The sequence below is a fragment of the Arthrobacter sp. Y3224055 genome (assembly GCF_059090825.1).
On sequence record NZ_JBNHGB010000003.1, the window covers coordinates 446,521 to 463,537 of the forward strand.

General features: G+C 67.7%; 20 protein-coding genes. 12 read left to right on the plus strand and 8 right to left on the minus strand.

All coding sequences use genetic code 11. The annotated features are described in order from the left end of the window. The first annotated feature begins 37 nt into the window (after positions 1–37). From AC5RTY_RS10200 to AC5RTY_RS10250, 11 genes are all read left to right on the plus strand, one after another. Positions 38–925, plus strand: a complete 888-nt coding sequence (locus AC5RTY_RS10200) for a VOC family protein (RefSeq protein ID WP_494022921.1) — start codon at positions 38–40, stop codon at positions 923–925. A 69-nt stretch (positions 926–994) separates the two neighbouring features. Further along, positions 995–1,480, plus strand: a complete 486-nt coding sequence (locus AC5RTY_RS10205) for a hypothetical protein (RefSeq protein ID WP_493999966.1) — start codon at positions 995–997, stop codon at positions 1,478–1,480. Between the two features lie 229 nt (positions 1,481–1,709). Beyond that, positions 1,710–2,138, plus strand: a complete 429-nt coding sequence (gene rpsP, locus AC5RTY_RS10210) for a 30S ribosomal protein S16 (protein ID WP_493977360.1) — start codon at positions 1,710–1,712, stop codon at positions 2,136–2,138. Further along, entirely contained in the window at positions 2,138–2,377 is a 240-nt protein-coding gene (locus AC5RTY_RS10215; RefSeq protein WP_493977361.1) for an RNA-binding protein, read from the plus strand. The genes rpsP and AC5RTY_RS10215 overlap by 1 nt, the downstream gene beginning before the upstream one ends. A 110-nt stretch (positions 2,378–2,487) precedes the next feature. After that, positions 2,488–3,036, plus strand: coding sequence for a ribosome maturation factor RimM (rimM, locus tag AC5RTY_RS10220; RefSeq protein WP_493999965.1), 549 nt, complete (start codon positions 2,488–2,490; stop codon positions 3,034–3,036). Then, positions 3,037–3,906: a tRNA (guanosine(37)-N1)-methyltransferase TrmD gene (trmD, locus tag AC5RTY_RS10225; protein WP_494022922.1), complete on the plus strand. Its 870-nt coding sequence runs from the start codon at positions 3,037–3,039 to the stop codon at positions 3,904–3,906. A gap of 251 nt (positions 3,907–4,157) precedes the next feature. Continuing rightward, positions 4,158–4,517: a 50S ribosomal protein L19 gene (rplS, locus tag AC5RTY_RS10230; protein WP_493941266.1), complete on the plus strand. Its 360-nt coding sequence runs from the start codon at positions 4,158–4,160 to the stop codon at positions 4,515–4,517. Between the two features lie 113 nt (positions 4,518–4,630). Beyond that, complete coding sequence (lepB, locus tag AC5RTY_RS10235) at positions 4,631–5,260, plus strand: signal peptidase I (protein WP_494023300.1); 630 nt, start codon at positions 4,631–4,633, stop codon at positions 5,258–5,260. A 5-nt stretch (positions 5,261–5,265) separates the two neighbouring features. Continuing rightward, positions 5,266–6,087 carry a signal peptidase I gene (gene lepB, locus AC5RTY_RS10240; protein WP_494012304.1) on the plus strand — a complete coding sequence of 274 codons (822 nt, stop codon included), beginning with the start codon at positions 5,266–5,268 and terminating at the stop codon, positions 6,085–6,087. Next, complete coding sequence (rnhB, locus tag AC5RTY_RS10245; RefSeq protein WP_494022923.1) at positions 6,084–6,782, plus strand: ribonuclease HII; 699 nt, start codon at positions 6,084–6,086, stop codon at positions 6,780–6,782. Before lepB (AC5RTY_RS10240) ends, rnhB begins: the two co-directional genes overlap by 4 nt. Before the next feature lie 33 nt (positions 6,783–6,815). Beyond that, positions 6,816–7,139, plus strand: coding sequence for a DUF2469 domain-containing protein (locus tag AC5RTY_RS10250; protein ID WP_493999960.1), 324 nt, complete (start codon positions 6,816–6,818; stop codon positions 7,137–7,139). Positions 7,140–7,143: 4 nt separating this feature from the next. Here AC5RTY_RS10250 and AC5RTY_RS10255 read toward each other — a convergent pair whose 3' ends face one another. The 8 genes from AC5RTY_RS10255 to AC5RTY_RS10290 all read right to left on the minus strand — a co-directional run bounded on the left by AC5RTY_RS10255 (position 7,144) and on the right by AC5RTY_RS10290 (position 14,361). Beyond that, positions 7,144–7,506: a cupin domain-containing protein gene (locus AC5RTY_RS10255; RefSeq protein ID WP_493999959.1), complete on the minus strand. Its 363-nt coding sequence runs from the start codon at positions 7,504–7,506 to the stop codon at positions 7,144–7,146. A gap of 76 nt (positions 7,507–7,582) precedes the next feature. Then, on the minus strand, positions 7,583–8,986 hold the full coding sequence (locus tag AC5RTY_RS10260) for an NAD(P)/FAD-dependent oxidoreductase (protein ID WP_494022924.1): 1,404 nt from the start codon (positions 8,984–8,986) through the stop codon (positions 7,583–7,585). Positions 8,987–8,997: 11 nt separating this feature from the next. Further along, positions 8,998–10,110 (minus strand): ABC transporter ATP-binding protein, encoded by a 1,113-nt coding sequence (locus tag AC5RTY_RS10265; RefSeq protein WP_494022925.1) that lies wholly within the window; start codon positions 10,108–10,110, stop codon positions 8,998–9,000. Continuing rightward, on the minus strand, positions 10,100–10,897 hold the full coding sequence (locus tag AC5RTY_RS10270) for an ABC transporter permease (protein WP_493999956.1): 798 nt from the start codon (positions 10,895–10,897) through the stop codon (positions 10,100–10,102). Before AC5RTY_RS10270 ends, AC5RTY_RS10265 begins: the two co-directional genes overlap by 11 nt. Then, the gene (locus tag AC5RTY_RS10275) at positions 10,894–11,823 is read right to left on the minus strand and encodes an ABC transporter permease (RefSeq protein WP_494022926.1); all 930 of its coding nucleotides are present in this window, start codon (positions 11,821–11,823) and stop codon (positions 10,894–10,896) included. The genes AC5RTY_RS10270 and AC5RTY_RS10275 overlap by 4 nt, the downstream gene beginning before the upstream one ends. Beyond that, on the minus strand, positions 11,823–12,944 hold the full coding sequence (locus tag AC5RTY_RS10280; RefSeq protein ID WP_494022927.1) for an ABC transporter substrate-binding protein: 1,122 nt from the start codon (positions 12,942–12,944) through the stop codon (positions 11,823–11,825). Before AC5RTY_RS10280 ends, AC5RTY_RS10275 begins: the two co-directional genes overlap by 1 nt. Before the next feature lie 69 nt (positions 12,945–13,013). Further along, a complete protein-coding gene (locus AC5RTY_RS10285) occupies positions 13,014–13,577 on the minus strand; it encodes a helix-turn-helix domain-containing protein (RefSeq protein WP_494022928.1) in 564 nt (187 codons plus the stop codon). 163 nt (positions 13,578–13,740) lie between these two features. After that, positions 13,741–14,361 (minus strand): TetR/AcrR family transcriptional regulator, encoded by a 621-nt coding sequence (locus tag AC5RTY_RS10290; protein WP_494022929.1) that lies wholly within the window; start codon positions 14,359–14,361, stop codon positions 13,741–13,743. Between the two features lie 143 nt (positions 14,362–14,504). Here AC5RTY_RS10290 and AC5RTY_RS10295 point away from each other — a divergent pair, with 143 nt between their 5' ends. Next, complete coding sequence (locus AC5RTY_RS10295) at positions 14,505–16,979, plus strand: GcvT family protein (RefSeq protein WP_494022930.1); 2,475 nt, start codon at positions 14,505–14,507, stop codon at positions 16,977–16,979. The last annotated feature ends 38 nt before the right edge of the window (positions 16,980–17,017 follow it).

The window sequence follows — 17,017 nt, forward strand, 5'->3', positions numbered from 1 at the left end:
CTGGAATAAACGTGAAGCTTCAAGTATTGTTAATTGCATGAACATTCAAGTAAACCCCCAGGACCTGCTCTCGGCCGACCTCAGCATGGGCACCGTGATGCTCAAGGTCGGCGACATGAAGAACATGACCAACTACTACCAGCAGGCGCTGGGACTGGACCCGGTCTCCGAGGGACTCGGCGGGGTTTACCTGGGCCGCGGCACCACGCCGCTGCTCCACCTGGCCCCGGCCAACGGGCTGCAGCTGCCGTCCCGCGGCGAAGCCGGCCTCTTCCACACCGCCTTCCTGTTCGAGAACCAGTCGGACCTGGCCGCCACCGTGGCCACCGCGGCGCAGACCGACCCCTCCCGGTTCGCCGGCAGCGCCGACCACCTGGTCAGCGAGGCGTTCTACTTCACCGACCCGGAGGGCAACGGCATCGAGCTCTACTGGGACCGCCCCCGCGACCAGTGGTCCTGGAACGAGACCGCCGACGGCAAGGAGGTCCACATGGACAGCCTGGCCCTGAACCCTCAGACCTACCTGCAGAGCCACCTGACCGAGGAGTCACTGTCCACCCAGCGCGAGGCCGGCGCCGGAATCGGCCACGTGCACCTGCAGGTCGGCGACACCAACGTCGCCGAGGAATTCTACGTGAAGACCCTCGGCTTCGAACGCACCGCCGGCTGGCACGGCCAGGCACTGTTCGTCGCCGCCGGCGGCTACCACCACCACATGGCCATGAACGTCTGGAACAGCCGCGGGGCAGGGCCGCGCAAGGACACCCTGGGCTTGGGCGAGGTGCTGATCCACGTGCCGAACGAGGATGAGGTCGGCGCCCTGACCGAACGCCTCACCAGCGCCGGCATCGCCCACCACCACACCGGGGCCGAGCTGCGCTTCGAGGACCCGTGGCGCAACCAGCTGCGCGTCGCCGTCGGCTGAGGCGGATTCCCGCCCGGTGCGGCTAGGCTGAAGAGGTACCACTCGGTCTAGCCGCGGAAGGACCTGCAGATGTCCGGAACCACCGAAATCTTCGTCGCCACCCACGATGTCGCCGTCCGGCGCGCCGCCGAGCTTGAGGCCAGCGTCGACTCCCGCGGGGAGACCGACGGGCCGATGGCCGAGGTCGAGGATGCGCCCAGCCTTCGCCTCAACGGGGTCACCGACCTGGAGGTCGAGATCCTCGGCGGCCTGGCCGCGAAGGCCGTCGGCGCCGCCGGCGGCGAGGCCCTGGACATGGCCGACGTCTCCAGCGACTACCTGATGGTGGCCCCGGATGCCATGGTCCAGTCGCTGGCCGAACTGCTGACCTACACCGACGACGACGGTGCCTCCCTGATCCCGGAGGTTGCCTCGCGGTGGGCCGCGGAAGAGGACATGCCGTTCAGCGGGGCCATCGCCGAAGACAACGTGCGCCGGATTGCACAGCTGGCGTCGCTGGCGGAGCAGGCCGAACGCCAGCAGCTCTACGTCTGGTCCACGACCGCCGAAGCCTGACGTTTCCCGGGTCGAGCGGCCTGAAGTGCCTGCCGCCGAACCGGTGGCAACGCGCCGCCGTCGCCAAGTCGCGCGGATTGGTTCCCATCTGGCACAATAGACAGGTACTCGATCTGCGCGGCCCCTCTCTCCGCGTGTGTATCTTGTCCTTTGAACCCCAACCATGGCCCGCCCCACGGGAGCAGACATACGGGTTCGCCCATTTTCAGAACCAGGAGTGACCACAACAGTGGCCGTAAAGATTCGCCTTAAGCGCTTCGGTAAGAAGTTCTCTGCCCACTACCGCGTCGTTGTCATGGATGCCCGCGCCAAGCGCGACGGCCGTGCCATCGAGGAGATCGGGCAGTACCACCCGACCGAGGAGCCCTCGTTCATCGAGATCAACTCCGAGCGTGCCCAGTACTGGCTCGGCGTCGGCGCCCAGCCGACCGAGCAGGCCGAAGTTCTGCTCAAGATCACGGGCGACTGGCAGAAGTTCAAGGGCATTGAGGGCCAGGAAGGCACCCTCAAGACCAAGGCTGCCAAGGAAGCCTTCGTGGCTCCCGAAAAGGACTCCGTGATCGTCCCCGAGGCCATCACCCCGAAGGCCAAGAAGGAAGAAGCTGCCGAGGCTCCGGCCGAGGAAGCAGCCGCAGACGAAGCCGAAAAGGCTGAGTAATGCTGGCCGAAGCGCTCGATCATCTGGTCCGCGGGATCGTTGACAGTCCTGACGACGTCAAGGTAACGCAGAAGAGCAACCGCCGCGGTGACATCATCGAGGTGCGTGTTCATCCGGAGGATCTGGGCCGCGTCATCGGCCGCCAGGGCCGCACCGCCCGCGCACTGCGCACCGTGGTGAACGCCTTGGCCGATGACCAGGTCCGCGTGGATGTGGTCGATACCGACCGCCGCCGCTGATCCGGATCGGCGCCTGCCCGGCATCGAGCCGGGCACCCATTCCATAGCCTCCGGCCCCTGTACCAGATAATGGTCCAGGGGCCGGACGTTTTTCTTCCAAAGGAGTCTGCATGCAGGTACAAGTTGCCCGGATCGGCAAGCCGCACGGCATCCGGGGCGAGGTCACGGTCCAGGTGCTGACCGACGCTCCGGCCGATCGCTTCGTCCCCGACGTCGAGCTGACCGTGGAGCCGGCCGGCCTGGGGCCGCTGACGGTGCGCAGTGCCCGCTGGAACAAGGACATCCTGCTGCTGGGTTTCCATGAAGTCGCCGACCGCAACGGCGCCGAAGAACTCCGCGGCGCCAGGCTCTTCGTCGACACCGAGGACGTCGAGGACGACGACGACGCGTGGTACGAGCACGAGCTCGTCGGCCTCGAGGTGCGCATCGGGGAAGACGTGGTCGGCAAGGTCTCCGGCCTGAACACCATGCCCGCCCAGGACCTGCTGGTCGTGGAGGACCTGGACGGCGGGGAAGTCCTCGTGCCGTTCGTCGAGGAGATCGTGCCGGAGGTGGACGTGGAGGCCGGCTTTGTCCGGCTCACCCCGCCGGCCGGGCTGTTCGAGCTGAACTCGCCGGATGCGCAGGAGGCTCCCGACGACGGCGAGGGGGAGCGCTAGGTGCGCATCGACGTCGTCAGCATCTTTCCGGAGTACCTGGCCGCGCTGGACCTGTCGCTGATCGGCAAGGCGCGCCAGGACGGGCTGCTGCAGCTGCAGGTCCATGACCTGCGCGACTTCACCACCGACCGCCACCGCACCGTCGACGACACTCCCTACGGCGGTGGCGCGGGCATGGTCATGAAGCCCGAACCCTGGGCGCAGGCGCTCGAATCGGTCGTTGCCGCGAGCCCCGGCGGAGACCTGCCGGCGCGCCCGGAGCCCGGCGCGGACACGGTCCCCGAACCGGCCGCCGCCCGGCCGGTCCTGATCGTCCCGTCCCCGGCCGGCGAGGTCTTCAACCAGGCCCTCGCCTACGAGCTCGCCGCCGAGGACCATCTGGTGTTCGCCTGCGGCCGCTACGAAGGCATCGACGAGCGAGTCCTCGACTGGGCGGGCGGACATTTCCGGGTCCGCCCGGTCAGCCTCGGCGACTACGTGCTGAACGGGGGAGAGGTGGCCGTGCTGGCGATGGTCGAGGCCGTGGGCCGGCTGGTTCCCGGCGTCGTCGGCAACCCCGACTCGCTGGTGGAGGAGTCCCACTCGGACGGGCTGCTGGAGTATCCGGTCTACACCAAACCCTCCGAGTGGCGCGGCCGCGGTATCCCGGACGTGCTGCTCAGCGGAAACCACGCCAAGATTGCCCGGCACCGCCGCGACGAACAGCTGCGCCGCACCGCCGCGCGCCGCCCGGACCTGGTCCTGGCCCTGGATCCGGAGACCCTGGACAAGCAGGACCGCGCCACGCTGGCCGGACTCGGCTATACCGTCACGCCCGAGCGGGTCGTGCCGGATTCGGCGCACCCGGAGCTTCAGCCGCGCCGCATGTAGGGCTGGGGCGGCATGTGGGGCCTGGGCGGCGGCGGAATTAGAGCTTGGGCCCTGCCGTGTGGCAAAATAGAGGATTGTGTCCGCTGGGCACGTTCCTGCCACAGGGGGAGCGTCGCCAACAGCCGGACTCTCCGGCCGCCGATTCCCGGATGGCCGGTTTCCTGAATTTCGGCAGCAACCGTTGCAGGCACCGCCTGACCGTCCTGCCGTGACCAAAGTGAATGACCTGTGGCGTTCACCAGGAGTGAGAAATGCATATCCTCGACTCTGTTGACGCAGCATCGCTGCGCAGCGACGTTCCCGAGTTCCGCGCCGGCGACACCGTCAAGGTGCACGTGAACATCATCGAAGGCAAGACCGCCCGTATCCAGGTTTTCCAGGGTTTCGTCATGGGCCGCCAGGGCCATGGTGTCCGCGAGACCTTCACCGTCCGCAAGGTTTCCTTCGGCGTGGGCGTGGAGCGTACCTTCCCGGTACACTCCCCGATCATCGACCACATCGAGGTCGTCACCAAGGGCGACGTGCGCCGCGCCAAGCTGTACTACATGCGCAAGCGCCACGGCAAGGCAGCCCGCATCAAGGAGAAGCGCGACTTCGGCACCGCCAAGTAAAGTTGCCCACCGGCAATTTCTTGACCTAACCAGTGCAGCACCTCCCTGGTTCCCCCGAAGCCTCGGGGGAACAACCAAGACGCCGGCCCGGACTTCCGGGCTGGCGTTTTGTGTTGGCCGTCGTCGCCTGCGCCGTGGTGCTCAGCGCCGTCGTGCGCGCCACGCTGCTGGACGTGTACTACATCCCGTCCGGCTCGATGGAGCCGCTGCTGGAGACCGGCGACCGTGTCCTGGTTTCCCGCACCGACTACCACTTCGGCGGGATCCGGCGGGGCGACCTGGTGGTCTTCGACGGGCGGGGCTCGTTCGCGCCCTTTAATAGCGGCAAGTCCCCGTTCGTGGACGCCGCGCAGCAGGCCGGCCAGTGGCTGGGCATTGCCGGCAGCGACACCATCTACGTGAAGCGCGTGATCGGCCTGCCGGGGGACTCGGTCGAGTGCTGCGGCCCGGACGGGCGGCTGCTGGTCAACGGCGAGCCCGTCGAGGAGGATTACCTCCTTCCCGGCGACGCGCCCAGCGAGGTGGAGTTCTCGGTCCAGGTGCCCAAGGATAGATTGTGGTTAATGGGGGACCACCGGTCGGCCTCGGCCGATTCGCGGGCTCTCCTCGGCGCGCCCGGCGGCGGCATGGTCCCCGTCGAGCGGGTCATTGGCCGCCCGCTGAGCATCATTTGGCCGCTCGACCGGGTGTCCGGGCTGGAGCGGATACAGTTGGATGCCCAGCCAGCGGAGAATCGAGGATAGTGAGTATGGACCAGGACCCGAAGGACACTGGCGGGTACCAGCCGGATGCCTCCGGGCCGCGGAAGCGCGAACGCCAGCGCGAACGGCAGAGCGAACGGAAGAACGCCGGACGGAACTCCCTGTTGTCGTGGCTGAAGGAGATCGCCACGATTGTCGCGGTCGCCGTCGTCCTTTCTTTCCTGATCAAGACCTTCCTCTTCCGCGCCTTCTTCATCCCGTCCACCTCGATGGAGGACACGCTCGAGGTCGACGACCGGATCTTCGTGAACCTGCTGGTCCCGCAGCCGTTTGAGCTCAGCCGCGGCGACGTGGTGGTTTTCCAGGACAAGCTCAACTGGCTGCCGCCGAACGGGGCGGATGAAGGCAACTGGTTCCAGCAGATCCTCACCTTCGTCGGGCTGATGCCGGATGCGTCCCAGCAGCACCTGGTCAAGCGCGTCATTGGCCTGGGCGGCGACCAGGTGGTCTGTTGCGACGCCGATGGCCGCATCTCGGTCAATGGGGAGCCGCTGGACGAGGATCCCTACCTGGCGCCGGGCTCGGACAACACCCGGATTCCCTTCGACGTGACGGTGCCCGAGGGTAAAATCTGGGTCATGGGCGATAACCGGAACCATTCCGCGGACTCGCGCGAACACCAGGACGAGGCGTCGAGGGGCTTCGTGGACCTCGAGTCCGTCGAGGGCAAGGCCAGCGTCATCGCCTGGCCGCTGGACCGGCTGGGCTTCCTGGGCAATTACCCCGAGGTGTTCGACGGCGTTCCGGAACCGTCCGAAGCGTCCGGCGGCGGGAAGCCGGCCCTGGCCCGGCAGGACGAGGCGCCGTGACCGGCAGGAACCCCACGCTGCGCTTCGAGCGGTCTTTTGCGGAGGCGGGCCACCGGCTGGTCGCCGGTGCGGACGAAGTGGGCCGCGGGGCCCTGGCCGGACCGGTCAGCGTAGGGATGGTGGCCATCGACGCGACCTCGGCCAAGCAGATCCGCGGCGTCCGCGACAGCAAACTGCTCAGCCCGGCGGACCGGGTGGCCCTGGTGCCCAAGATCCACAAGTGGGCGACGGCCTACGGCGTGGGGCATGCCAGCGCGGCCGAAATCGATGCGCTGGGCCTGATGGCGGCCCTGCGGCTGGCCGGCGCGCGGGCCTGGGGCCAGGTGCTGGCCACCGCGCGCCCGGACATCGTGATCCTCGACGGCAACCACGACTGGCTGTCGGCGGGGGAGCCGTCGCTCTTCGACGACGTCGCGCAGCCCGGCTGCGACGCGCCGGTCAGGACCAGGATCAAGGCGGACCTGCAGTGCCTCAGCGTGGCCGCGGCCAGCGTCCTGGCGAAGGTGGAGCGCGACGCGATGATGACCGGCTACGCCGCGGACTATCCGGACTACGCCTGGGACATCAACAAGGGCTACGCCACCGCCGCGCACCGCGCCGCCTTGCTGGGCATCGGTCCCTCGGAGTTGCACCGCCGAAGTTGGCGGCTGACCCCCGAGGAACCGCTGATGCCCGCCGTCGAACTCGCGGAGTAAACGCCGCGGGGCAATCTGGGGCAGGATGGATACATGAGCGCCGAAGACCTTGAGAACTACGAGACCGACATGGAGCTGCAGCTCTACCGGGAGTACCGCGATGTCGCCGGCCTGTTCAGCTACGTCGTGGAAACCGAGCGCCGCTTCTATCTGGCCAACCACGTGGACCTGCAGGCGCGCTCTGCCGACGGCGAGATCTACTTCGACCTGACCCTGCAGGACGCGTGGGTCTGGGACGTCTACCGTTCCGCCCGGTTCGTGAAATCCGTGCGTGTGATCACGTTCAAGGACGTCAACGTCGAGGAGTTGGCCAAGAACGACGACCTGACCCTGCCCAAGGGCGGGCTCGGCGGCTGAGCGGCTACCGGCCGCCGACCCCGTCCAGGGTGATGTACGTCTTGCGGACGGTGTCGTGGACTTCCCACGTGCCCTTCCAGCCGGCGGGCATGACGACGGTGTCGCCGGCGCCGGCTTCCACCGGCTTCTGCCCCTCGGCGGTGATGGTGACCCGCCCGGCCAGGATCTGGCAGACCTCGTGGTAGCCGTCCCGCACCGCGGTGAACAAACCGGGGGAGCACTCCCAGATGCCCACGTTGAGGCTGTCCGCGCTCCAGATTTCGCGCGATGCCTCCTGCTGCCCCTCCGTGACCGCCGTGGGCTTGGGCCCGGGCGCTCCGAGCGCGGCGTGGGGCGCCGCCGGGAGGTGAATGGTGTCAATGGACATGGTTGGATCCTTTCCAAGGGGTGGGCCGCGCTGGGCGGGCAGGGCACGTCGCGCCGCCCGACCAGCGCGAAGTACTTCAGGCGCGGCCGGAGATGAGGTCTGCGGCCTTGGCAATCGGGGAGGTTGAGGTACGGCCGGAGTTCTCCGACTTGTCCGCGGCGTAGTACGCCGCGTACATGGCCTGGACGGCAATCCAGCGCAGGGGTTCCACTTCCCAGGTGCGCACCCGGCGGTTCACCCACGGCATGGTGGTCAGTTCGCTCTCCGTATCCAGCACCAGGTCCCGCAGCGTGCGGCCGGCCAGGTTCGTCGCGGTCACGCCGGTGCCGACATACCCGCCGGCCCAGCCGATGCCGGTCTCCCGATCCAGGCCGACGGTGGCCTTCCAGTCGCGCGGGACGCCCAGCACACCGGCCCAGGCATGGTCGATCCGTGCGCCGCGGGTGGCCGGGAACATGTCGTGCAGGATCGCGGCCAGGTTCTGGATCGTCTCGGGCTGGGTGGCCCCGTCCGTGTCCGTCTTGGAGCCAAACCGGTAGGGCACGCCGCGCCCGCCGAGCGCAATCCGGTTATCGGCGGTGCGCTGGGCGTACATGTAGGCGTGCGCCATGTCGCCCACGGTGTCGTACTCATTCCACCCGATTGCCGCCCAGACGTCGTCTCCGAGGGGCTCGGTGGCGATCATCGACGAATTCATCGGGAGCCATTCGCGGTGCGAGCCCTTCAGGTTCGCGGTGAAGCCCTCCGTCGCCCGCAGAATGTACTCGGCCCGGACAGCCCCCCTCTCCGACCGCGCCAGCCGGGGGCTGATTTCGGTGACGGTGGTGTCCTCGTAGATGCGCACGCCCAGGGCTTCCACCCTTTCCGCCAGGCCGCGCACCAGCTTGGCCGGATGGATCCGGGCACAGTGCGGCTGGTGGACGGCGCCGAGCGTGCCGGCAATCCGGACCCGCTCGCTGCTTTCGGCCGCGCTCAGCAGGCGGACGCCGGCCTCGGGCCACTCGGCCTCGGCTGCGGCCAGGGCCTTGAGCCGTTCCAGCTGGGCCGGATTGCGGGCCACATTCAGCTCGCCGCCCTTGCGGACACCGGCGTCGATGCCCTCCGCACCGGCGACCGCGATAACCTCGTCCACCGTCTCGTTCAGCAGCGTCTGGAAGCGGCCCACCAGCGCACGGCCGTGCGCCTTGACGTACTGGCCGCGGCCGCCGGTGATGCTGTTGGTCAGCCAGCCGCCGTTGCGGCCCGAGGCGCCGAAGCCGGCGAAGCGGCTCTCCAGCACGACGATATCCAGCTCCGGCCGGGCTTTCTTGAGGTAGTACGCCGTCCACAGCCCGGTGTAGCCGGCGCCGACGATGGCGACATCGGCCGTCGTGTCGCCGGCCAGGGCCGGCCGGGGCGCGGGCAGCCCGTCCTCGGCAAACCAGAAGGAGACGTTGCCGTTAACCGTCGAGGCCGTCTCGGTGATCAGTTTTTTGCTCATGGTGGGGTTTCCTAGGTCGTGGAGACGAGGTCGGAGTCTTCGAGCAGCACGCCGTCCCGGGCGGACCAGTAGACGACCGCATCGTCTCCGGGCCGCAGGCCGTTGCTTTCGGACAGCGGGGTGCGGACGATGCCGGTGGAGCCGTCGGGCAGCTGCAGTTCATACTTGTGGCCGGAGCCCAGATAGATGTTCTGGACCACCTTGACCGGGACGGTGACGGCGCCGCCAGGGACTTCCTCCGCCTTCGGGGCGACGCGCAGCTGCTCGGGCCGCAGGACCAGGGCACCCTTGCCCGAGACGCTCCGGCCGGCGGGGCCGCGGAGTTTGGCCCCGTGGAAGTCCATCAACCACTCCGGGCCGGCCGTATCGACGTCGGCACGGAAAATGGTGGACTCGCCCATGAACTTGGCCACGAACAGGCTGGAGGGGCGCTCGTAAAGCTCGGCACTCGTACCGACCTGCTCGATCCTGCCGTTGTTGAAGATGGCGATGCGGTCGCTGAGGATCAGGGCTTCTTCCTGGTCATGGGTGACGAAGACGAAAGTGCGGCCGACTTCCTGGTGGATCCGCTTGATCTCCAGCTGCAGCTTCTCGCGCAGGTTCTTGTCCAGCGCGCCCAGCGGCTCGTCCATGAGCAGCGCCCGGGGGTTGAAGACCATGGCGCGGGCGAAGGCGACGCGCTGCTGCTGGCCGCCGGAGAGTTCGCGCGGGTAGCGGTCCTCATAGCCGGACAAGCCGACGGTCTTGAGTGCCTCGGCAATCAGCGTTTGCTGCTCGGACTTGGGGGTCTTGCGCTGCTGCAGCGGAAACGCGATGTTCTCGGCGACGCTCATGTGCGGGAACAGGGCGTAGTGCTGGAAAACGACGCCGAGCCCGCGCTTGTGCGCCGGCACGTTGTCCACGCGCTGGCCGTCGATCTCGATCGAGCCGCTGGTCAGGTCCGTAAAGCCGGCCACGAGGTTCAGCGTGGTCGTCTTGCCGCTGCCGGAGGGGCCCAGCAGGGTGATGAATTCACCCGGCTCGATGGTCAGCGAGACGTCGTCCACGGCGGTGGATTTGGCATAGCGCTTGGTGACATTCTGGATGTCGATCCGGGTGCCGGCCCCGGTGAGCTTACTGGACACGTTTCCTCCTACGCATACTGAGCAGCCCGACGGCAATGATGATTGTCGTCAAGAGCATGATCAAGGTTGCTGCGGCCGCGATGGTTGGGTCCGTGTCCCTGGTGACGGACGAATACATCTTGACGGGCAGCGTTTCCAAGTACGGACTTTTGATGAAGATCGACAGCACGACCTCGTCGAACGAGGTCACGAAGGCGAAGAGCGCGCCCGAAACGACTCCGGGCAGGATGGATGGCAGGATGACCTTAAGGAACGTGGACCACCGGTTCGCGCCCAGGCTCGCCGCCGCCGTCGCCAGCCGCTGATCGAAACCGCTGAGGGCCGCCGTGACGGAGACCACCACAAACGGTACGGCCAGGACCGTGTGGGCGAGCACGAAGCCGGTCAGGGTGCCCAGCATCTGCAGCCGCAGGAAGATCGCATAGATGCCGATGGCGAGGATGATCGCCGGCACTACGATCGGGGCCAGCAGCAGCGCCTGCAGCGTCTTGGCAGCCCGGCGCCGGACGAACTTTTGCAGGCCCATCGACGCCGCGGTGCCGATGACGGTCGCCGCGACGGCAACGATGACGGCGATCAGTATCGAATTGCCGAGGGCGGACATCCAGGCCCGGTCGGTGAAGAAATTTTCATACCAGCGCAGCGACCAGCCCGACGGCGGGAAACTCAGCGAGGCCTTGTCCGTAAAACTGAGCGGAATGACGATCGAGGTCGGCGCGATCAAGATGGCGGCCACCAGGCCCGCATAGACCAGCAGCAGGGACCGGGTCAGCACGGAATGTTTCACAGCAGTCCTCCTTCATCGCCGGCGGCACGTTTGCTCTTGCGCAGCAGCAGCGCCAACAGGCCCAGCAGCAGCAGCGTGGCAAGAAGCAGGATGACGCCCAGTACGCTGCCGCGACCCCACTGGAGTTGGCCGTTGACCTGCACGTAGATGTATTGCGAAATCAGCATCTCGGACGGCGAGCCGAGCAGCGCCGGGGTGATGTAGAAGCCCAGCGCCTGGATGAAGACCAGCAGGGAGCCGGACACCACGCCGGGCATGGCCAGCGGCATGAAGATCCGGGTGAAGGAAACGAAGGGAGCGGCGCCCAGGCTGCTGGAAGCCTGCAGCAGCCGCAGGTCCACGTTCCGCATCGACGCGTACAGCGGCAGCACCATAAACGGCAGCAGCACCTGGACCATGCCGATCAGGACGCCCGTGGTGTTGCGGATCAGCTCGAACGGCCCCAGCCCCAGGAACCCGAGCATGCCGTTGATCAGGCCGTTGTCCTGCAGCAGGATGATCCACGCGAAGCTGCGGATCATCAGCGACGTCCAGAACGGTATGAGGACTATGACCACCAGCGCCGCACGCATCTTGGGGCCCGAAATCACCATGAAGTACGCGTACGGATAAGCCAGCACCAGGCAGATGGCTGCGGACAGCAGCGCGACCCACAGGGTCCGCCCGAGCACGGCCCAGTTGCCGGCGTTGGCGGCAAACCACTCGTAGTTGTGCATGCCGGGCACGGGGTCCGCCACGCTGCGCCACATCGCCTCGGCCAGCGGGTAGGCGAACACGCCGGCCATCAGCGCCAGCGCCGGGAGCAACAACAACAGCGGACTCAGCCGCGGGCGCCTTCCGGCCGACGGCGCTGCGCCGCCCTCGCCATTCCCCGTCCGGCCGGCCGGGGCAGCCGACCGGACGGGGTCTTTGACTGCGTTGCTCATTAGGAGACCCAGGCCGTCCAGCGTTCCAGGGTCGAGGCGTAGTTCTCGCCCCACCATTCGAAGTCGGAGACCAGGACCTTGTCGGCGATCTCCGGTTCGGTGATCAGGAACTTCTTGCCGTTTTCATTCACCGCCGGCTTGGCGTCCACGTGGACCGGGGAATACGACGTTTCCTCGGTGAGCTTCTCCTGCTGTTCCTTGCCGAGTGCGTAGTTGATCAGGGCCATCGAGGCCTTCGGGTTCTTGGCGTTCGTGGGAACGGCCAGGACGTCCATGACCACGACGCCGGTCTCCCAGACCGGCTCGAACGGGGCTCCGTTTTCCACGGCTCCGTAGGCGCGGCCGGACCAGACGATCGCCATGTCCACTTCCTCCGCCTCAAGCATCTGCTGCGACTGGGCTCCCGTGGTCCAATACACGAGGCTGTCCTTGATGGTGTCCACCTTCTTCAGCGCCCGCTCGACATCGAGCGGGTAGAGGTCTTCCTCGGCCACCCCGTCGGCGATCAGGGCGCCCTCGAGGAGGCCGCCTCCGACGTCGGCGCCCTGGACGGCCCGCTTGCCGGGGAACTTCTTGGTATCGAAGAAATCGGCCCAGCCCTGGGGCGCCTCGCTGTACTTCTCGGTGTTGTACACGACGACCGCCGCGTACTGCATGGCCGGCACGTAGCAGTCGCTGGCCAGGCCCTCGGGGATGTTGGACTTATCGATGATCGAGTAGTCCAGCTTCTGCAGGAGCTTTCCGCATTGGCCGGCCGCCCAGTTCGAATCGGTGTCGACGACGTCCCACGTCACGTTGTTCGACTCCACCTGCGCCTGGATCTTCGCATACTCCATCGGCCCATCGGACAAGACGTTCGCCCCGGACTCCTCGGCGAACGGCGTCACTGCCGCCGCCATCTGTCCGTCCTGGTAGATGCCGCCGTAGGAGGCAAAGGTCATGTTCAGGCCCTCCAAGGCGCCGGCTTTGACCGTTCCGGCTTCCGCGGGACCGGTGCCCAGGTCGATGTCGGCCGAGGCGGCACTGCCCCCACCGCCACAGGCCGACACGAGCAGCGCGACTGCTGCCGCCATTCCAACCGGCAGGGCCCGCCGGCGGCGGGATGTGCTAAGTGCTGACATTATTTCTCCTCTTTCGTGTGGAACGCTGAGTGCGGAAGCGCCGGCTGTCGAACCGTCCGGCCCGCTGCTTTAGATGGTTGGAGGGCTGATGATCCACATGACCTCGGACGTGCCGTGGGCCAGGTTCCGAAGGCCGTGCGGCGCGGACGAGAGGTATTCGACGCTGTCCCCGCCTTCCAGGACATGGGACTCGCCGGAGAAGCGGACCTCCACCCGCCCCTTCAGGCAGACGAGGACCTCCTGCGCATTCCCGTGGGCGTACAGTTCCTCGCCGGTCCCGCCGTGCATGTCGAGTTCGCCGGCGTAGACCTCCAGGTTCCGCTGCGGGGAGCCGGTGAGCAGGTACTTGTTGAGGCCGTCGCCGGCATGGAAAACCGGCCGGTCGGCCTTGCGCAGTACCCGGCCCTCGGGCCTGGTGCCGTCGATCAGCTCCGCCGTCGTCGTTCCGAGGGCTTCAGCGATCTTCTTGAGCGTGGCGACGCTGGCGTTCGAGTGCGCGTTTTCCAGCTGGCTCAGGAAACCCGAGCTGACGCCGGTCAGCTGGGCCAGGCTGCGCAGCGAGATGCTCCGCAGTTCCCGTGCCGCACGAATGCGCTGGCCGATCGGCTGATCGTTGTCCGCCGTACCGCTCATCGAACACCTCCTTTAGTCTTCCTAACGCGGTGATTTATGTCACTTATCACCGTGTTTAGTAGACCCTAGCCCGGGTGTTCAGCCGAAAACAAGCGTTTCACCGATTTTTTGTGAGCCGCGTCTCGGGGCTCGGGCCAAAAACCCCGTCCGCTTCCTGGGGGCCTCACTCGCCGAGGTCGGCGCCGAGCTGAAGGCGCGCCGCCGCCAGCAGCAGCGACTTGGTGTAGTCCGGCGTAATTTTCGGGTCCTTCGTGGCCACGGCCATGATCAGGCCGTCGATGAGTGCGACCAGGGTGTCCACGATCTGTTCCACCGGGATCGCGGGGGTGAAGCGGCCGGCATCCGTGCCTTCGGCAATTGCTGCGCCCAGCGCCTTCCGCCACAGGGTGTTGGTGTGCAGCACAACGGGTTGCACCTCCCCGTGCCTGCTGGCCGCCGCGCAGGATTCCAGCCAGACGGTGCAGTGCTCCGGATCCGTGACCGCGCCGGCGAGGAGCGCCCGGATTTTCGCGGCCGGGTCCTCCTGCCGCTGCGCGGGCAGCTGCCATTCCGTCGCCCTGCGCTCACACGCGGTGACCAGCATATCGCGGACCACGGCGTCCCGGCTGGGGAAGTAGTGCTGGATCATTCCAATGGAGATTCCCGCTTCCGTGGAGATGTCCCGCAGGCGGATTCCGTCGAATCCGCGGGCCGCCAGCAGGCGTTCCGCCGCCTCGAGGATGAGGCGGCGCCGCGGCTGATCCTCGACGGTCAGCGCGCGGCCCGGGGCGGCAACGGGGCTCATGTTTTCCCTTCGATGTGCTGTGATACCGTTCACAATAATTCATTATTAACGGGAACGACAGCGGCCCGAGTGCCCCATCCGCGGCGGGCCCGTGGACCGCACGGCGGGCCCCTGACCTGCTGCCGACAGAAGCGAGGAAAACCATGGACCGGCTCGTAGACCGCACCATCAGCGCGGCAGCCTTCACCGATGAGGCCCGCGGGCCGCTGCCCGCCCGCGCGCGCACCGTCGTCGTCGGCGGGGGAATCATCGGGGCCAGCATTGCCTATCACCTGGCGGCCTCGGGGGAGACGGACGTCGTCCTGCTCGAAGCCAACGTCCTGGGCAGCGGCACCACGTGGCACGCGGCAGGCCTGGTGACCGGCGGGAGGACGACGACGGCGATGACCAAGCTGGCAAGGTACGGCCTCGAGACCTACGGCACGCTCGAAGAACGCTCCGGGCTCGACGTCTCGTTCCAGCAATCCGGCTCGGTGATGGTGGCGCGGACCGCCGGCCGGGTGGATGAAATGCACTACGCCTGCGACGTGGCCCGCCAGAACGGCACGGAGGCGGAGATCCTGGATGCGGCCGGCCTGGGCCGGCTGTGGCCGCTGGCCCGGACCGACGGAGTACTCGGCGCGCTCTACCTGCCCGACGACGGGCACATCAACCCCGGGTATGCGGCGCTGTCCTTCGCCAAACTTGCCCACGGGCTCGGCGTCGCCCTGCGCGAAAACGTGTCCGTCACCGGCATCCGCCACGGCCGGGGCGGGGTGACGGGCGTCGTCACGGATCAGGGGACCATAGAGGCCGAACGGGTGATCCTCGCCTGCGGGCTGTGGACACGCGACCTGGCCGCGACCGCCGGGGCGCATGTGCCGCTGTATGCCGCCGAGCACGTGCACGTGCGGAGCGGGGAGATCGACGGCGCCGTGCCCGAGCTGCCGGTCTTCCGGGATCTGGACAACAGCTACTACATCCGACACGAGTCGGGGCGGCTGCTGGTCGGCGCCTTCGAGCCCGACGGGTTGCCGCGGCCGGTGAGCGGGATCGGCAGAAGCGGTTTCGCGGAGTTCGAGGCCGACTGGGAACACTTCGCGACGATCCGCGGCAAGGCGGAGGCGGCGGTGCCGGCACTGGCGCAGAGCCGTTACGACCGCTTCCTCAATGCCCCGGAAAGCTTCACGCCGGATTCCAACTTCGTCCTCGGGGAGACGTCCGAGGTGCGCAACCTCTTTGTCGCGGCCGGCTTCAACTCCCAGGGCATCATTTTCGCCCCCGGCGCCGGTCGGGAACTGGCCGAGTGGGTGATCTCCGGATCGCCCGGCTTCGACGCGGCCGCGGTGGACGTCCAGCGGTTCTCGCGGCACCAGAGCAACCGGCGCTACCTGCACGCCCGGACCCGGGAGGGGCTCGGACGCCTCTACGCCATGCACTGGCCGCAGCTGCAGCCGACCACGGCACGGAACGTGCGGCGCTCGCCGCTGCACGCCCGGCTCGCCGAACTCGGCGCCTGCTTCGGGGAGCTCAACGGCTGGGAACGGGCCAACTGGTACGGCGACCCCGGGACCGCGCCGCAGTATGAGTACAGCTACGGCCGGCAGAACTGGTTCGACCGTGTCGGCGAGGAGCACCGTGGCGCACGGGAAGGGGTGGTGCTGTTCGACCTGAGCTCCTTCGCGAAGATCGAAGTGGCAGGTCCGGACGCGCTGGCGGTCTGTCAGCAGGCCTGCACGGCAGACGTCGACGTCCGCGTCGGCAAGGCCGTCTACACCCTGATGCTCAACGAGGCCGGGGGGATCGAGCTGGACGGCACCGTCACCAGGCTCGGGGAAGACCGGTTCCTTGTGGTGACGCCCGCCTTCAGCCAGGACAAGACGCTGGGGTACCTGCGGCGGCTGGCGCAAGGCAAGGCGGCCGCGGTCTTCGATGCGACGGCCGGTCTGGCGACGATCGGGGTCATGGGACCGAAGAGCCGGGAACTGCTCGGCCGGGTCTCGCCCGAGGACTGGTCGGACGCCGCCCAGGCCTACACCGAGGGACGGACCGTGGAGGTTGCCGACGGTTTCGCCTATGCCCTGCGGGTGAGCTTCGTCGGCGAACTCGGCTACGAGCTGTACCCGGGCACGGACACGGCCCTCAACGTGTTCGACGCGTTGTGGGAGGCCGGCCAGGACCTCGGCGTGCGGCTGGCCGGCTACCACGCCCTCGACTCGCTGCGCAGCGAGAAGGGTTTCCGCCATCTCGGGCACGACATCGGGCCCGCCGACGACCCGTACTCCGCAGGACTCGGCTTCACCGTGGCGCTGGACAAGCCGGGCGGCTTCGTGGGCCGGGACGCGGTGGCCAAGCTGGACCCGGCGGCGCCCGCCCACCGGACCGTCTACCTGGCGCTGGAGGACCCGGAGGCATTGTTCGTGCACGACGAGACCGTGTTCTGCGACGGCGTGCCGGTGGGCCGCATGACCAGCGGCAGCTACGGCTACACGCTGGGACGCGCCGTCGGGCTCGCCTCGGTCGCCGCGGATACGGACCTCTCCGGAACGTTCACGGTCGAATGCCGGGGCCGGCTCGTCGCGGCCACAGTCTCACGGCGCCCGTTCTACGATCCGAAAGGGGAACGGCTGCGCGGTTAGCAGCCGGCCTGCCGGTCGAGGCCTGACCTGCACCTAGG